Origin of the sequence: Pseudomonas sp. BF-R-26, from assembly GCF_019947395.1 — a bacterium.
Classification (GTDB): Bacteria; Pseudomonadota; Gammaproteobacteria; order Pseudomonadales; family Pseudomonadaceae; genus Aquipseudomonas; species Aquipseudomonas farris.
Genome location: NZ_JAGYGK010000014.1, coordinates 1 through 16,022, shown reverse-complemented (window position 1 = coordinate 16,022; position 16,022 = coordinate 1). Strand labels below are relative to the sequence as shown.

Annotated in this window: 14 protein-coding genes and 1 riboswitch; of the genes, 2 read left to right on the top strand and 12 right to left on the bottom strand. The window is 59.9% G+C overall.

Annotation, left to right across the window (positions count from 1 at the left end; translation table 11 throughout):
* Positions 1 to 150: 150 nt before the first annotated feature.
* The 9 genes from KGB18_RS20950 to KGB18_RS20910 form a co-directional block, all read right to left on the bottom strand.
* Entirely contained in the window at positions 151 to 864 is a 714-nt protein-coding gene (locus KGB18_RS20950) for a membrane integrity-associated transporter subunit PqiC (RefSeq protein ID WP_123721507.1), read from the bottom strand.
* A gap of 176 nt (positions 865 to 1,040) precedes the next feature.
* Complete coding sequence (gene parC, locus KGB18_RS20945; protein WP_008074670.1) at positions 1,041 to 3,308, bottom strand: DNA topoisomerase IV subunit A; 2,268 nt, start codon at positions 3,306 to 3,308, stop codon at positions 1,041 to 1,043.
* Positions 3,309 to 3,318: 10 nt separating this feature from the next.
* Positions 3,319 to 3,840 (bottom strand): TIGR02281 family clan AA aspartic protease, encoded by a 522-nt coding sequence (locus KGB18_RS20940; RefSeq protein WP_223570412.1) that lies wholly within the window; start codon positions 3,838 to 3,840, stop codon positions 3,319 to 3,321.
* Positions 3,837 to 4,826 carry an esterase-like activity of phytase family protein gene (locus tag KGB18_RS20935; protein WP_123721509.1) on the bottom strand — a complete coding sequence of 330 codons (990 nt, stop codon included), beginning with the start codon at positions 4,824 to 4,826 and terminating at the stop codon, positions 3,837 to 3,839. Before KGB18_RS20935 ends, KGB18_RS20940 begins: the two co-directional genes overlap by 4 nt.
* The gene (gene parE, locus KGB18_RS20930; protein WP_007902595.1) at positions 4,826 to 6,730 is read right to left on the bottom strand and encodes a DNA topoisomerase IV subunit B; all 1,905 of its coding nucleotides are present in this window, start codon (positions 6,728 to 6,730) and stop codon (positions 4,826 to 4,828) included. The genes KGB18_RS20935 and parE overlap by 1 nt, the downstream gene beginning before the upstream one ends.
* A gap of 52 nt (positions 6,731 to 6,782) precedes the next feature.
* A complete protein-coding gene (locus KGB18_RS20925) occupies positions 6,783 to 7,391 on the bottom strand; it encodes a YqiA/YcfP family alpha/beta fold hydrolase (protein WP_201062698.1) in 609 nt (202 codons plus the stop codon).
* 202 nt (positions 7,392 to 7,593) lie between these two features.
* Positions 7,594 to 8,409 carry a 3',5'-cyclic-AMP phosphodiesterase gene (gene cpdA / locus KGB18_RS20920; RefSeq protein ID WP_223570411.1) on the bottom strand — a complete coding sequence of 272 codons (816 nt, stop codon included), beginning with the start codon at positions 8,407 to 8,409 and terminating at the stop codon, positions 7,594 to 7,596.
* Positions 8,410 to 8,520: 111 nt separating this feature from the next.
* A complete protein-coding gene (locus KGB18_RS20915) occupies positions 8,521 to 8,973 on the bottom strand; it encodes a DUF1249 domain-containing protein (RefSeq protein WP_007902592.1) in 453 nt (150 codons plus the stop codon).
* Entirely contained in the window at positions 8,964 to 9,581 is a 618-nt protein-coding gene (locus KGB18_RS20910) for an NUDIX domain-containing protein (protein ID WP_123721512.1), read from the bottom strand. The genes KGB18_RS20915 and KGB18_RS20910 overlap by 10 nt, the downstream gene beginning before the upstream one ends.
* 243 nt (positions 9,582 to 9,824) lie before the next feature.
* On the opposite strand from KGB18_RS20910, the gene KGB18_RS20905 reads away from it, so the two are divergent.
* A complete protein-coding gene (locus tag KGB18_RS20905; protein WP_201062694.1) occupies positions 9,825 to 10,571 on the top strand; it encodes an RsiV family protein in 747 nt (248 codons plus the stop codon).
* Here the strand turns inward: KGB18_RS20905 and cytX are convergent.
* Together cytX and thiC are read right to left on the bottom strand one after the other, a co-directional pair.
* Positions 10,540 to 11,832: a putative hydroxymethylpyrimidine transporter CytX gene (gene cytX / locus KGB18_RS20900; RefSeq protein ID WP_123721514.1), complete on the bottom strand. Its 1,293-nt coding sequence runs from the start codon at positions 11,830 to 11,832 to the stop codon at positions 10,540 to 10,542. The genes KGB18_RS20905 and cytX overlap by 32 nt on opposite strands.
* A 201-nt stretch (positions 11,833 to 12,033) precedes the next feature.
* On the bottom strand, positions 12,034 to 13,923 hold the full coding sequence (gene thiC, locus KGB18_RS20895; RefSeq protein WP_123721515.1) for a phosphomethylpyrimidine synthase ThiC: 1,890 nt from the start codon (positions 13,921 to 13,923) through the stop codon (positions 12,034 to 12,036).
* Between the two features lie 166 nt (positions 13,924 to 14,089).
* Positions 14,090 to 14,195: riboswitch (TPP riboswitch) on the bottom strand.
* A 193-nt stretch (positions 14,196 to 14,388) separates the two neighbouring features.
* Here thiC and KGB18_RS20890 point away from each other — a divergent pair.
* A complete protein-coding gene (locus KGB18_RS20890) occupies positions 14,389 to 15,828 on the top strand; it encodes a TolC family outer membrane protein (RefSeq protein ID WP_123721516.1) in 1,440 nt (479 codons plus the stop codon).
* Positions 15,829 to 15,928: 100 nt separating this feature from the next.
* Here KGB18_RS20890 and KGB18_RS30135 read toward each other — a convergent pair.
* On the bottom strand, positions 15,929 to 16,022 hold a 94-nt coding region (locus KGB18_RS30135), incomplete at its 5' end, for a hypothetical protein (RefSeq protein WP_411736825.1).

The window sequence follows — 16,022 nt, the reverse complement described above, 5'->3', positions numbered from 1 at the left end:
ACCTCTGCGAATACAAAACCTGTGTACGACAGAAATCCCTGTGGGAGCGGGCTTGCCCGCGATGAGGCCGGCAGCAGCACCGCAGATCTCCAACCTGCAGAAACAACAAGGCCCGCATCTACGCGGGCCTCGTTTCGAATCCATCCAGGCTTAGAACCTGAACACTTCCATATCCGTGCGAATCGGCGAAGCCATCGGGATTTTCGGTTGCTTCTCCGGCTCTGCTGCCGGTGCCACAGGCTTGGCAGCCTGCTTGCGTGGCGCTTCAGCGATCGGCGGCTGGTTGGCCAGCGGCTTGAGCGCCGTCGACAGCTGCTCGGCCAGACGCTGCAGCAACACACCCTGAGCCTGAACCTGAGCCGCAGTCCCGCCAGCGTGCTGCTCCTGCAGATGAATGATGCGGTTATCGCGCACCTGACCACGACGGTCGATCAGGCGCCATTGCGCATCAAGGATCGCCGGTTGCGACGCACCCGAGTCCAGACGCGTGATCGTCAGCAGAACCTGAACATCCGGCGTGAAGCCCAGTGTTGCCGGTGCCAGGACAACGCGCTGGCTGTCCAGATGACCGGCAACCTGACGCAGCAACAACTGATCGATGTCGGACGACAGGCTACCCGCCCAACGACCATCAACCGAAGCTTGCAGGCTGCCATCGGGCTGACGCTGCAACAAGGTTTCGCGTTGCAGGTAGTCGGCAACCGTTACCGGGCCAAGCAATACCGCCATGCCCGCGCTTTGCGCAGGCTGAGCCGGACTTCCGCTGTCCAGCTGATACAGCGACACCGGTTGGTGAACGCTGCAACCCGCCAGGCCAAGAACGCCGGCGAGCATCAAAATAAAAGGAAGGCGCAGAGCAGTCATCGTCCCATCCAGGTGGCTGCCACAAGGCTAACCACAGTGAAAATACTCAAAAAATATGAAGAACGCTCGGCTACGCCGGCGCTTGAAAGGCCATATCATCCGTGAATATGCGTTCCGACTCCAGCGGCAAAGCGTCGATCTACGCGTTAAATCGTAGATCGAGCGCTCTAGGACGCTTAATTGAGGTTTTCGACGAACAGCGCATCAACCCTCTGAAAGCCACGTGGCAGTTTGTTACCGCGACGCCCACGCTCACCTTTGTAGTGTTCGAGGTCGTCCGCCTTCAGCGACAAGGTACGTTTTCCGGCCTGTAGCACCAAAGTGGCACCCTCCGGCAAAACAGCAATGTCCGTGACATATTCTTCGCGACTGGCAACACGTTCACCGGAAATCCCGATGATCTTATTACCTTTACCTTTACCTAATTGTGGCAGATCGCTGATTTTGAAAATTAATAAGCGACCTTCGGTGGTCACCGAGGCCAGCCAGTTATGCTCACGATCGGCTACCGGACGCGGCAGAATCACTTTGGCGTTGTTCGGCAGACTCAACAGAGCCTTGCCCGCCTTGTTCTTGGCTTGCAGGTCTTCACCCTTGACCACGAAACCATAACCAGCGTCGGAGGCGATCACGTACAGCGAATCGTCTTCAGGCATCAGCACGCATTCGAAACTCGCCCCTGGCGGCGGCGTCAGGCGGCCGGTCAGCGGTTCGCCCTGGCCTCGGGCCGAGGGCAGCGTGTGTGCAGCCACCGAATAGCTGCGACCAGTGGAGTCGATAAACACTGCAAACTGGTTGGAGCGACCGGGCGCCAAGGCCTTGAAACCATCCCCGGCCTTGTAGGAAAGCCCGGTGGCGTCGATTTCGTGCCCCTTGGCAGAGCGAACCCAGCCTTTTTCCGACAGAACTACGGTCACTTTCTCGTTCGGCAGCAGATCATGCTCGGTCAAGGCCTTGGCTTCTGCACGCTCGACGATTGGCGAACGACGGTCGTCGCCATACGTTTCGGCGTCCTTGATCAGCTCGGTGCGCACCAGCTTTTTCAGCTTGGCTTCGCTGCCCAGCAGGGCTTGCAGCTTGGCTTGTTCTTTGAGCAGTTCATCCTGCTCGGCGCGCAGCTTCATTTCTTCCAGTCGCGCCAACTGACGCAAACGGGTGTCGAGGATGTAATCGGCCTGGATTTCGCTCAGGGCGAAACGCTCGATCAGTGCGGCTTTCGGATGTTCCTCGGTGCGGATGATGTGAATCACTTCATCCAGATTGAGGTAAGCAATCAACAAACCGTCCAACAGGTGCAGGCGACGCTCAACCTTGTCCAGGCGGAATTGCAGACGACGACGCACGGTCTGCACCCGGAACTCCAGCCACTCGACCAGCAAGGCCCGCAGGTTTTTCAACTGCGGCTTGCCATCCAGACCGATGATGTTGATGTTGACCCGGTAGCTCGACTCCAGCTCTGTGCTAGCGAACAAGTGTTGCATCAGCGCGTCGTGGTCAAAGTTTTTGCGTGCACCCGGAATAATCACGATCCGGCACGGGTTTTCGTGGTCGGACTCGTCTCGCAGGTCAGCGATCTGCGGGGCTTTCGACGGTTTGGCCTGCATCATGGCCGCTATCTGTTCCAGCACCTTGGCACCGGACACCTGGTGCGGCAGCGCGGTGACGATGATGTCACCGTCTTCAATGTGGTACACGGCGCGCATGCGCACCGAGCCCTTGCCGGTTTCGTAGATTTTCAGCAGGTCGGCGCGCGGCGTGATGATTTCCGCTTCGGTCGGGTAATCCGGGCCCTGGATGTGTTCGCAGAGCTGTTCGACCGTGGCTTTCGGCTCGTCCAGCAAGCGCACGCAAGCGGTCGCGACTTCGCGCAGGTTATGCGGCGGTACGTCGGTGGCCATGCCCACGGCGATACCGGTGGTGCCGTTGAGCAGAATGTTCGGCAAACGGGCCGGCAATACCAAAGGCTCTTCCAGCGTGCCGTCGAAGTTCGGGCCCCAGTCCGCGGTGCCCTGACCCAGTTCGCTGAGCAGCACTTCGGAATAACGCGACAGCCGCGCTTCGGTGTAACGCATGGCGGCGAAGGACTTCGGATCGTCCGGCGCACCCCAGTTACCCTGGCCGTCGACCAGCGTGTAGCGGTAGCTGAACGGCTGGGCCATCAGAACCATGGCTTCGTAGCACGCCGAGTCGCCGTGCGGGTGGAACTTACCGAGCACGTCACCGACGGTACGCGCCGATTTCTTGTGCTTGGAATCGGCGTCCAGCCCCAACTCGCTCATCGCATAGATGATGCGCCGCTGTACCGGTTTCAGGCCGTCGCCGATATGCGGCAAGGCACGGTCCATGATCACGTACATGGAGTAGTTGAGGTAGGCATTTTCGGTGAAGTCAGCCAGTGACCGGCGTTCTACACCGTCCAGGCTGAGATCAAGGGAGTCGCTCATGCGGGCCTCATCAGTTCGTTGTCTGGCGCAGCAGCATGGTGCCACCGCGCTGGGTAAATTCAAGTTTGTTCAGTGCGCTCATACCGAGCAGCACCTGATTGCCGTGCAAACCGGGCGCCACCAGCGCGCGAACGTCACGCAGCACGATGTCGCCCAATTGCAGACGGTCGAGGCGGGTTCGATAGCCCTCGCTCAAGCCATTGGCCGTGCTCAGGGTCACCCCAAAGCCTTTTTCCAGTTTCAGCCGCTCGGCCACTTCGGCCGGGATCGCCACGTCGGTCGCACCGGTATCGAGCATGAACTCCACCGGCTGGCCGTTGATCTGGCCAGTGGCGATAAAATGCCCCTGGCTGTTGCTGATCAGCTTCACTTCGATAAAACCTTCGCCCTGCTCGGAGCTGACGACGGCGTTGGGATTTTGCTGACGCGCCTCCCACTGGCCGAAAAACCGCGTTGCCAGAAACAGCGCGGCGCACCAGGCCAACACCATCAACACCCGACCGGCGCGTTTGCCCGGCGGTTGTCGACTCATGGCTTGGCACTCCAGCCACCTTCAGGCGCGGCAAAGCGCCAGACAATCGGGCGTTTCTCGCCGTCGACGCGCGCACCATTATTGTTGTCGATACCGATCCAGGCACCGTCGGCGTCCACGATCAACGCTTCCGCCAGCCCAAAGGGCTGTGAATAACGACGGTTTTCCTGCAAGGCCTCGGCGGCAAACGACCAGCAGCGCTCGACCTTGGCCGTCACCGCATCGCGGCGGCAAACCCGAAAGGCGTTGCGCTCAAGGGTAAACAATTTGCCGTCAAACAATGACAGATCGGCAAAATCCCGGGAGCGCGCTCTGGCCTTGGGAAATTGTGCTGGCTGCATTTCCACCCCTGCCTCACTCAGCAGCACACAACCACCCTTGCAGTCCCAGACCGTTTGCTGGCGCTTGATCAGCAGCAAACCGCGGCGCTCACGTTCGGCGGCCAGCCACAGCGTGTCACCGGCCGGATTGATCGCCAGGCCTTCGAACAACGAATTGAAGTGCAGCAACATACCGCTGGCCCGTGCTTCGCGTACCAGCATCGGCGAGATTTTCAGCCAGGACGCAGGCCCGATTGGCGGAACTTGCAGCACCGCGGCGTGCGCTTCGCTGACGATGTAACGATTGCCGGCGCTGTCGCAGGTAATACCTTCGAAATCCAGGTTCCCACCCCGCACGAACGACGCCGCCCAGGTCCGCGAACGCAAGCCCCAGGGCAAACCGCTGTCGGGCACCAGGGGTACGTCAATGCGCACGGTTTCGGCTTGCCAGGTGTTGTTGCGAGTGTCGAGGCGATAGATTTGATCATCGTCACGATCCGAAACGGTCCACAGATCCCTGCCGCACTGGGCCAGCCCCGACAGATTGCCGCCGCGCATGCCGTCGACGGCATGCTCGGATAACAGGCGCAGCTCGGGTGCAGGCTCCGCCGAAACCGTTACCGAGGTCAGCAGCAACGCACACGCCAGGGCCCAGCCAAATCGCATCAGCCCAGAACCTCGGCCAGGTTGCCCTTGGACTCCAGCCAGGACTTGCGATCGCCAGCGCGTTTTTTCGCCAGCAGCATGTCCATCATTTCCGAGGTCGCGTCGAAATCTTCCAGCGTCAACTGCACCAGACGCCGTGTGTTCGGGTCCATGGTGGTTTCGCGCAGCTGTGGCGGGTTCATTTCACCCAGGCCTTTGAATCGGGTGACCTGTGGTTTGCCGCGTTTCTTCTCGGCTACCAGACGATCGAGAATGCCATCGCGCTCAGCCTCGTCCAGGGCATAGTAAATTTCTTTGCCCAGGTCGATACGGTACAGCGGCGGCATGGCGACGTAGACGTGACCGGCATCCACCAGCGGGCGGAAATGCTGGACGAACAAGGCGCACAGCAATGTGGCGATGTGCAGACCGTCGGAGTCGGCGTCGGCGAGGATGCAGATCTTGCCGTAACGCAGCTGGGCGATGTCCGCCGAGCCCGGATCGACACCGATGGCCACGGCGATGTTGTGCACTTCCTGGCTGGCCAGCACTTCGCTGCCGTCGACTTCCCAGGTGTTCAGAATCTTGCCGCGCAATGGCAGGATCGCCTGAAACTCTTTGTCCCGCGCCTGCTTGGCCGAACCGCCGGCGGAATCACCTTCCACCAGGAACAGCTCGGAACGCATCGGGTCCTGCCCGGCGCAGTCGGCGAGTTTGCCCGGCAACGCCGGCCCTTGGGTAATGCGCTTACGCTCAACCTTCTTGCTGGCCTTCAGACGACGGCCGGCGTTGTTGATCGCCAGTTCCGCCAGCAGCATGCCGGTTTCCGGGTGAGCGTTGAGCCACAGGCTGAAAGCGTCCTTGACCACACCGGAAACGAAAGCGGCCGCTTCACGGGATGACAGGCGTTCCTTGGTCTGACCGGAGAATTGCGGTTCCTGCATTTTCATCGACAGGACGAACGCAATGCGTTCCCAGACGTCTTCCGGCGCCAGCTTCACGCCACGCGGCAACAGGCTGCGGAACTCGCAGAACTCGCGCATCGCATCGAGCAAGCCCTGACGCAAACCGTTGACGTGAGTACCGCCCTGGGCCGTCGGGATCAGGTTGACGTAGCTTTCCTGAACGCTGTCGCCGCCCTCGGGCAACCACAGCAACGCCCAATCGACCGCTTCTTTATTACCGGCCAGGCTGCCGCAGAACGGTTCGTCCGGCAGGCGTTCGAACTCGCTGACCGCGTCCACCAGGTAGGAGCGCAGGCCGTCTTCGTAATGCCATTCGACTTTCTCGCCGGTGGCCTTGTCTTCAAAACTGACCAGCAGCCCCGGGCACAGAACGGCCTTGGCCTTGAGCACGTGCTTGAGGCGGCTGATGGAGAATTTCGGCGAATCGAAGTACTTCGGGTCCGGCGCGAAGAACACGCTGGTGCCGGTGTTGCGCTTGCCAACGGTGCCAATCACTTCCAGCTCGGTCTTTTTGTAACCGTCAGCGAAAGTCATCTGGTATTCGTTGCCGTCGCGCTTTACACGCACCCGGACTTCGGTCGACAAGGCGTTGACCACGGAAATACCCACCCCGTGCAAACCGCCGGAGAACTGGTAGTTCTTGTTGGAAAACTTGCCGCCCGCATGAAGCTTGGTGAGGATCAGCTCGACGCCCGACACACCCTCTTCCGGGTGAATGTCCACCGGCATGCCACGGCCGTCATCGCTGACTTCCAAAGAGTGATCGGCGTGCAGGATGACCTGCACCGATGTCGCATGCCCGGCCAAGGCTTCGTCGACGCTGTTGTCGATGACTTCCTGGGCGAGGTGGTTCGGCCGACTGGTGTCGGTGTACATGCCGGGGCGTTTGCGCACCGGGTCGAGGCCCGAGAGGACTTCGATGGCGTCTGCGTTATAAGAGCTAGCGCTGGGAGTGGCCATGGGGTCTCGTCGTCCGCCTGTAAAAAGTGTTCTGTGAAAAAGAGGCGACAAATCACAGTGCAGTGAAATCAATCGCCTGATACAAATCTGCGCCGATGCCGGCAAAACTCAGCATTGCCGGCAGTTGCTCGGCAAAACCCTGGAAACTATGGTCGCCGCCCGCCTGGATACGCAAGGCACACGCCCGGTAATACTGCTGGGCGAGGCGATAATCCAGCGTTTCATCGCCGGTCTGCAACCACACTTGAAACCGCTGCGGATCCTGGGGTGCCGGCACTTCCAGCTCGGCCAGGGCCGTTACGTGGTCGTGGGTCAATTCCCAAGTCTCATCGGTGTACAGGTTTTTCTGCGTCCCCAAGAACCCGTCGAACATCCGGTGTGGGCTGACAGCAGGGTTGATCAACAGGGCTTTCAAGCCATGGCGCTCGGCCAAGTGAGTCGCATAGTAGCCGCCGAGGGAGCTGCCGACCAGCAGTGGCCGCCCCAGCTCGGCAATCGCCAGCTCCAGCTGACCGATGGCCTCGCGAGGATGGTGATGCAAGGCCGGCACACGCAATTGATCGATCAAGCCCAGCCGTTCCATCACATTGATCAACTGGCAGGCCTTTTTCGACGCCGGCGCGCTGTTGAAACCGTGGATATAAAGGATCGAACCAGACATTTGAGCCCCCTGTGCGTCGGGTAAAGAGGCGCAGTTTACAGGGTGTCGGGAAAATCGGGGATATGCGTGGAAATCAGGTTGCCTTGGCGGACGCCATCGCGGGCAAGTCCGCTCCCACAAGGATCTTAGGCGCTCACAAATCCCTGTGGGAGCGGGCTTGCCCGCGATGACCGCGCCTCGGTCTTTGGAAATGACAAATAAATCAGTAGCCGTTGGAGCCGTAATCAATCTGGAAATCGAAACCGGTGATGCGCTCAACACCTGTTTCCAGCCGACCATCCGGCAAAAGCCGCAACCATCGATACCCCGGCGCCTGCTCGTTCACCTTGAAATCATCACTGCCCGGTTCGAACTGAATACAGGTCGAGGGCGATGCGATCAGGCGTACACCATTGCGCTCCTGGTCAATTTCCTGATGCACATGCCCCCACAACACCGCACGCATCTGTGGAAACCGATCCAGCACCGCGAACAACGCTTCTGGATTGCGCAATCCAATGGGCTCCATCCACGCACACCCGATCGACACCGGATGATGATGGAAACACACCAAATGATGCCGCTGCGGTGCCTCACTCAATGAGCGGGCCAGCAATTGCAACTGCTCATCCTGCAAATACCCCGGCACCGACCCCGGCACCGCCGAATCGAGCAACGTAACCCGCCAGTTGCCGATGTCCACCACCGGTTCCAGCAGGGCACTCTGCACTGCCGCCTCGGCCATAATCTGCGGCTCGTCGTGATTACCGGGAATCCAGCGTGCCGGCGCATCAATCTGTCGGGTCAGGTCACGAAACAGCTGATACGACTCCAGCGTCCCGTCCTGTGAAAGATCGCCACTGGCAATGATCAAGTCGATCTGCGGCTGCTGAAGCTTTACCAGCTCAATGACCTTTTGCAGGCTGTCGCGGGTATTCATGCCCAGCAACGTCCCGTCCGCCTCGGCAAACAGATGGCTGTCGGAGAGTTGCACCAGCAACGCCGGATCGGCGGTGGTCAATGTGGATACGCTCGGCAAGGCGTTCTCCCAGGGCGTGATCACGGGATGGGTAAGTGCCGCAATTATGCTGGGGGACGATCAAAAGAGGAAATCTGTGAACCGGACGCAGTTCACAACTACACAGGGCTCTTAGCGCACAACGGCGTACTCGTGCCCGCAAGCCAGGCAATGACTCAGCCATTCCCCCAGGAACAGATTGAGCTGAGCCTTTTCGTCCGGCTGATGCATCGCGGCGTTCGGGTAAGGATAGATGCCCCGGAAGCGTCGTGCATGTTCGGCGCTGACCACTTCGGCCATGCACGCGTCGTGATAGACCTGAACTTCCAGTTGAGGAACCGGCAGCCACGGCAGGCTGTGTTCCTGGCGTACTTGCAGCGTCGTGGTGTACGGACAGACTTGCAACACTTCCAGGGCCAGCACGCCAAGCATCTGGTCGCCGTGTGTCACGGCAATGCGCCGCGCCTGCGGCTCGCTACGCATATCCGGCAACAGTCGCATCAGGCGCGCGTAGTTGGCCTCGCAGGAGGCTTGTAGCCCGACGAGGTCGATCCGATAGCGATCGCGCAGCTTGTTTACGACCATAACCCCCTCACTTCAACGCGATTCAAAGCCAGCCATTGCAAGGCAATGATGCTTGGCGCGTTGGCAATACGTCCGTCGCGTACGGCTTGCAGGGCATCTTCGAACGCCCAGACCGTGACACGAATATCTTCTGCCTCTTCCTCCAGCCCATGCAGGCCGCCAACCCCGGTACTGTCGCAACGCCCCAGATACAAATGCACAAATTCGTTACTGCCACCCGGCGATGGAAAATATTTGGTTATCGGCCAGAGTGCCCCGAATACAAGCCCAGCTTCCTCCTGCGCTTCGCGGTGAGCAACTTCTTCCGGCACTTCATCCTTGTCGATCAGACCGGCGACCAGTTCGATCAGCCATGGGTTGTCAGTCTTGCCCATGGCGCCAACGCGAAACTGCTCGATCAGCACCACTTCGTCGCGTTGCGGATCGTAAGGCAGCACGCACACCGCATCGTGGCGCACGAACAGTTCACGATTGATCTCGCGACTCATGCCACCCGCGAACAATTCGTGGCGCAAGTGCACGCGGTCGAGCGTATAGAAACCCTCGTAGCACTTTTCGCGCCGAACGATATCAACGGCGGTCGGAATGGCGTTGGCAAAATCAGTCATGACAATCCTCGTTTACTGCAAATCCGTTATGAGGTTCCTTTTTTTTACTTGCAACTCGTTACTTGCAACCTCGACTTCGCGCCATCCTAACGCGCCCGCGATGTTTGATGCAGCCCCTTTCCAGTCAGCGGGATAGACGGTGAGGGCGAAACCAACTCTAATTAGCTTAGTGGCGAACTGACTGCTTCGTTAAGAGTCGAAGCGGGTAACTTTTCGCCTTTCCCTGTTTTATGAAGGACGCCCATGTCGCTTTTTAAAATCGCCTCCGTGGCCGCAATCGCCCTGACCCTGGGCGCCTGCCAGAGTTTGTTCCAGCCCAACTATCGAGCGCCGCTGGAAACTACCCGCGACGCATCGGAACAGTTGAAACCAGGCTGCACGACCCCTGACTGCCCGTTGGTGAACATCGATACGCTGCGTTTCCCGGATGAGCCTGCGCTTGACGCCATCATCGAAAAACGCCTGTTGCAAATGACCCGCACCTCACCCGAAGCCCCCGTAGCGCCGACGCTGGCGGCATATCGCGAGCAGTTTTTGAGCAGTGCCGGCCCGCGCTACAGCAGCTACCTGCAAGCCAAGGTACGTGAGCAGCATGACGGCTTGGTGATCGTTGAATTATCCAGCTACCTGGACACCGGCGGTGCCCATGGCACGCCGGGCCGCGGCTTCATCAACTATTCACGTCAGCAGCATAAAGTACTGACCCTCTCGGACATGTTGATCCCGGGGCAGGAAGAGGCGTTCTGGAAAGCGGCCCAAGTGGCGCACAACAGCTGGCTGATCAGCACCAAACTCGATCAGGAACCGGAGTTCGTGAAGAGCTGGCCCTTCGTGAAAACCCAGAACGTGGCGCTGACCTACGGCGGGGTGATCCTCAAGTACGAAGTGAGCACCATCGCGCCTTACGCATTGGGCCACGTCGAACTGAAGATCCCCTACCCGCGCCTGAACGGTATTTTCAAACCTGAGCTGTTTCCCGGCCGTAGCTGAAGGCTCGACCGAGCAGCAGTTGCAGCAGCCCTGCCAGTACCAGCGACGGCAGGGTTGCGCCGATGTCCGGATAGAGATTGGCCAGCAAATGATAGGTGCTCACCCCGCCCAACCAGGCGAGCAATGCCGGCCAGCGCAATGCGGCTGACGCTACGTGAGCGCTGCGCTTGCGCAGGATGAAGTGATCCACCAGCACCACGCCGAACAGCGGCGCAAACACCGAGCCAATCAACAGCAGGAAGTTCTGATACTGGGCCAATGGCGCCAGGCAGGCGATCAGCGTGCAGATCACGCCGATGGCCAAGGCCAGATGCTCGACTTTCAAGCGCAACAGAATCCCGCTGGATACCGCCGCCGAGTGAATATCGGCAAAGGCATTTTCCGACTCGTCCAACAGAATCAGCAGCAATGGAATCCCCAAACCTGCACCGGCCAACGCCAGCAGCAAGGCATTCACTTCACCGCTCGGCGCGAATGCCAGGGTGTAGGCCACGCCCAGACTCATCAGCCAGAAGTTACCGATAAAGAAGCCCAGCGCCGTACCGCCGAAAACATTCTTCGCGCGCTTGCCGAACCGCGAGTAGTCGGCAATCAGCGGCAGCCAGGACAACGGCATGGCAATCGCGATGTCGAAGCCCACGGCAAACGGCATCGAACCATCACCGGCCTGCGCCCACAACGCCGCCAGATCGGCTTTGGCGAACAGGTTCCAGGTCAGCCAGATGCACGCGGCCAGCAGCAGCCAGATGCCCCACTTGCGCAGGATTTTGCGCACAAAGGTCAATGGGCCGCTGACGGCGAGCAGAGTTGCCAATGCACCGAAGAACAGCGTCCACAGCAGAGGACTCGACCACAGGCTACCTTCGCTGAAGGCACGGGCGCCGAGCAGGCTGGCGGCGTCGCGCATCACGATGATTTCGAACGAGCCCCAACCGATCAGTTGCAGCAGGTTCAACACCGCCGGAAGGCTGGCGCCATGACGGCCCAAGCTGAGTTTGAGCGCGGCCATCGACGACAGACCGGTGTCGCTGCCGATCACGCCGACGGCGGCCAGCAACAGAACGCCGACCAGCGTGCCAAGAAAAATCGCCAGCAACGAGCCGGACAGGCCCAGACCTGGTGCGAGCAGCGCGCCGGTCTGCAGAACCATCAGGCCGATGCCGAGGGAGAACCACAGGGAACACAGATCACGGCCGCCGAAGACACGCTTGTCGATCGGCACCGCGCAATCCGGGGAATAAGTGCTGGGTTGAATGCTCAAGGGGTGTTATCTCAGAGGGACATTTGTTGTTGCGTTGACCAGCCCAATCCCTTGTGGCGAGGGGGCTTGCCCCCGTTGGGCTGCGCAGCAGCCCCAAAACAGACAACCGAGTTCTATCTGTCAGAACTCATCGCCGGATTTACGACCGCTTCGCGGCCGAACGGGGGCAAGCCCCCTCGCCACAGGGTTATCAGTGCTGAATCAAACCTTCTTGTACAACTGACTACCTTCCTGCTTGAACCGCTCAGCCTGTTCTGCCAGACCTTGCGCAACTTCCGCATCGACAGTTTCAATCCGCTGGTTGGCCGCGTATTCACGGACTTCCTGGGTGATCTTCATCGAGCAGAATTTCGGCCCGCACATGGAGCAGAAATGCGCGACCTTGGCCGAATCCTTAGGCAAGGTTTCGTCGTGGTACGAGCGCGCGGTGTCCGGGTCCAGGCCCAGGTTGAACTGGTCTTCCCAACGGAATTCGAAACGCGCCTTGCTCAAGGCATTATCACGAATTTGCGCGCCCGGATGCCCCTTCGCAAGATCGGCAGCGTGAGCGGCGATCTTGTAGGTGATGATCCCGGTCTTCACGTCATCCTTGTTCGGCAGGCCCAAGTGTTCCTTCGGCGTCACGTAGCAAAGCATCGCGCAACCGAACCAGCCGATCATCGCCGCACCGATACCGGAGGTGATGTGGTCGTAACCTGGGGCGATGTCGGTGGTCAGCGGGCCGAGGGTGTAGAACGGCGCCTCGTCGCAGCACTCGAGCTGCTTGTCCATGTTCTCTTTGATCAACTGCATCGGCACGTGGCCCGGGCCTTCGATCATGCACTGCACGTCGTGCTTCCAGGCGATCTTGGTCAGCTCGCCGAGGGTTTCCAGCTCACCGAATTGTGCGGCGTCGTTGGCGTCGGCAATCGAGCCCGGACGCAGGCCATCGCCCAGCGAGAAGCTGACGTCGTAGGCCTTCATGATTTCGCAGATGTCTTCGAAATGCGTGTAGAGGAAGTTTTCCTTGTGATGCGCCAGGCACCACTTGGCCATGATCGAACCGCCACGGGAAACAATACCGGTCACGCGTTTGGCGGTCAGTGGCACGTAGCGCAGCAGCACGCCGGCGTGGATGGTGAAGTAGTCGACGCCCTGCTCGGCCTGCTCGATCAGCGTGTCGCGGAACAGCTCCCAGGTCAGGTCTTCAGCGGCGCCGCCGACTTTTTCCAGGGCCTGGTAGATCGGCACGGTACCAATCGGCACCGGCGAGTTACGTATGATCCATTCGCGGGTTTCGTGAATGTGCTTGCCGGTGGACAAGTCCATGACCGTGTCCGACCCCCAGCGAATGCCCCAGGTCAGTTTCGCCACTTCTTCTTCGATGGACGAACCCAAGGCGCTGTTGCCGATGTTGCCGTTGATCTTCACCAGGAAGTTACGGCCGATGATCATCGGTTCCAGTTCGGTGTGGTTGATGTTCGCCGGAATGATCGCGCGACCGCGGGCGATCTCTTCACGGACAAATTCCGGCGTGATGATTTTCGGCACGCTGGCGCCGAAGCTGTAGCCGGCGTGCTGCTGGTCCAGCAAGCCCGCGGCACGGGCCACTTCGAGCTTCATGTTTTCGCGGATGGCGACGTATTCCATCTCGGCGGTGATGATGCCTTTGCGCGCATAGTGCATCTGGCTGACGTTGGCCCCGGCCTTGGCGCGGCGCGGGTTGTTCACGTGGGCGAAACGCAGCTTGGTCAGCTCGGCATCGGCGAGGCGTTCCTGGCCGAAATTGGAGCTCAGGCCGGGCAGACGCTCGGTGTCGCCACGGGACTCGATCCACGGTGAACGCACATCGGCGAGGCCTTTGCGCACGTCGATGATGACGTTGGGGTCGGTGTACGGGCCCGAGGTGTCATACACCACCACCGGCGCGTTGATTTCGCCGCCGAAGTCGGTCGGGGTCACGTCCAGGCTGATTTCGCGCATCGGCACGAGAATGTCCGGGCGAGTGCCCTGAACATAAATTTTTTGCGAGCGGGTAAACGGCTGAACCGATTGCTGATCGACCTTGGCCGAGTCACTCAGATTGGTTTCGATTTTTGATTTTGTAGTCATCACGGGCTCTCCAGACACACATCCAGGCAGTGGATTTTTGTCGGAGCGAACCTGTAAACGAATGGACGCACGGGCGCTGGGAAAACCAGCTGGTGCTGTGCTCGGTGCTCGAGGGGTGTTCGATTGTCGAACAACATCCCGGACGAAGCACAAGAGGACTCGCCGGGTGACGAGAAATCTTGTTCCCTACGCAGGCGCTAACCTGATCAGGTTCAACGGGATCCGAAATTATTCGATCTCAGCCTCATAGCAAGGCACCCCGACAAGAACCCGGCCAGTCTAGACACAACCGGCAAAGAACGCCAACTCCGCAGCAAACACCATGATGAATGGCGCAATTGCAGGATTGTTGCCGTGCCTGCGTGCAACTACACTCGCTACGCCGTGCCGCGCCTTGACGCTGCAGGGCGCCGCGCCGTAGCCTTGGCGCTCAAATTATCAGCGTAATTTTTTAGGGATGGCCTCATGCTGCGCAAACTCTCACTGGCCCTTGCCGTGTCTTGTGCGTCCAACGGAATGGCTTGGGCAGCTGAAGCGCCCTTATCGACCAAAACTGATCTGGTCAGCGTCTATCAGGAAGCGGTGGACAACAATGCCGACATTGCCGCCGCCCGCGCCCAATATGGCGCCCAGAAAGAGGTCGTGCCCCAGGCTCGCGCCGGGCTGTTGCCCAACCTGTCCGCCGGCGCCGACCTGAACAACACCCGCACCTCGCTCGACCAGCCATCGCTGACCTCGACCCGCAGTGGCACGGTGTATCAGGCGACCCTCGCGCAACCGATTTTCCGCGCCGATCGCTGGTTCCAGTTGCAGGCCGCCAAGGACGTCAACGAACAGGCCGCCTTGCAACTCTCGGCCACCGAACAGAACCTGATTCTGCAAAGCGCCGAAAGCTACTTCAACGTGCTGCGCAGCCAGGACACCCTGGCCTCGACCAAGGCCGAAGAAGCAGCATTCAAGCGTCAACTCGACCAGTCTAACGAGCGCTTCGACGTCGGCCTGTCGGACAAGACAGACGTGTTGCAATCCCAAGCCAGTTACGACACGGCGCGGGCCAACCGGATTCTCGCTCAGCGTCAGGTGGATGACGCGTTCGAAGCGCTGATCACCCTGACCAACCGTCAATACAATTCGATCCAGGGCATCGTCCACACCTTACCGATCCTGCCGCCGGCACCGAACGATGCCAAAGCCTGGGTCGACACCGCCGCCAAGCAGAACCTGAATTTGCTGGCCAGCAACTACGCGGTAAGCGCCGCCGAGGAGACTCTCAAGCAGCGCAAGGCCGGGCATGCGCCCACCCTGGATGCGGTCGCGCAATACCAGAAAGGTGACAACGATGCCCTCGGCTTTACCAACCCGAACCCGAACGGCGTGCGTTACGGCGGCGATGTCGAGCAGCGCACGGTTGGCCTGCAATTGAACATTCCGCTCTACAGTGGCGGCCTGACCAGCTCGCAGGTGCGTGAGTCCTATTCACGGCTGACTCAGTCCGAGCAGCAACGCGAAGCCCTGCGTCGTCAGGTCGTGGAAAACACCCGCAACCTGCACCGTGCCGTGAACACCGACGTCGAGCAGGTGCAGGCCCGCCGGCAGTCGATCATCTCCAACCAGAGCGCGGTGGAAGCGACCGAAATCGGTTATCAGGTGGGGACGCGCAACATCGTTGACGTACTCGATGCCCAGCGCCAGCTGTACACCTCGGTGCGCAACTACAACAACACCCGCTACGACTACATCCTCGACAACCTGCGTTTGAAGCAAGCCGCCGGCACTTTGAACCCGGGGGATTTGCAGGATCTGACGCGTTATCTCAAAGCCGACTACAACCCGGACAAGGATTTCCTGCCACCGGATCTGGCCAAGGCTGCGGCGGAGCAGTTGAGGGCTAATCCGACTCAATAAAAGCAAAAGATCGCAGCCTTCGGCAGCTCCTACATTGGGATTGATGCACACCCTGTAGGAGCTGCCGAAGGCTGCGATCTTTTTTTTGCTCGGCTCGGTCTTAACGCTCGATCAACCGCCCCAACCCATCCAGCAACCGCTGCAACGCGCCCTGATTGGTACGCATCACCTTCAGCCCCGCCTCGGCCATCCGC

Excerpts from the sequence above, each read along its gene's own strand:
- KGB18_RS20950 (WP_123721507.1), bottom strand. The coding sequence starts at position 864 with ATGACTGCTCTGCGCCTTCCTTTTATTTTGATGCTCGCCGGCGTTCTT.
- parC (WP_008074670.1), bottom strand. The coding sequence starts at position 3,308 with ATGAGCGACTCCCTTGATCTCAGCCTGGACGGTGTAGAACGCCGGTCA.
- KGB18_RS20940 (WP_223570412.1), bottom strand. The coding sequence starts at position 3,840 with ATGAGTCGACAACCGCCGGGCAAACGCGCCGGTCGGGTGTTGATGGTG.
- KGB18_RS20935 (WP_123721509.1), bottom strand. The coding sequence starts at position 4,826 with ATGCGATTTGGCTGGGCCCTGGCGTGTGCGTTGCTGCTGACCTCGGTA.
- parE (WP_007902595.1), bottom strand. The coding sequence starts at position 6,730 with ATGGCCACTCCCAGCGCTAGCTCTTATAACGCAGACGCCATCGAAGTC.
- KGB18_RS20925 (WP_201062698.1), bottom strand. The coding sequence starts at position 7,391 with ATGTCTGGTTCGATCCTTTATATCCACGGTTTCAACAGCGCGCCGGCG.
- KGB18_RS20915 (WP_007902592.1), bottom strand. The coding sequence starts at position 8,973 with ATGGTCGTAAACAAGCTGCGCGATCGCTATCGGATCGACCTCGTCGGG.
- KGB18_RS20910 (WP_123721512.1), bottom strand. The coding sequence starts at position 9,581 with ATGACTGATTTTGCCAACGCCATTCCGACCGCCGTTGATATCGTTCGG.
- KGB18_RS20905 (WP_201062694.1), top strand. The coding sequence starts at position 9,825 with ATGTCGCTTTTTAAAATCGCCTCCGTGGCCGCAATCGCCCTGACCCTG.
- thiC (WP_123721515.1), bottom strand. The coding sequence starts at position 13,923 with ATGACTACAAAATCAAAAATCGAAACCAATCTGAGTGACTCGGCCAAG.
- KGB18_RS20890 (WP_123721516.1), top strand. The coding sequence starts at position 14,389 with ATGCTGCGCAAACTCTCACTGGCCCTTGCCGTGTCTTGTGCGTCCAAC.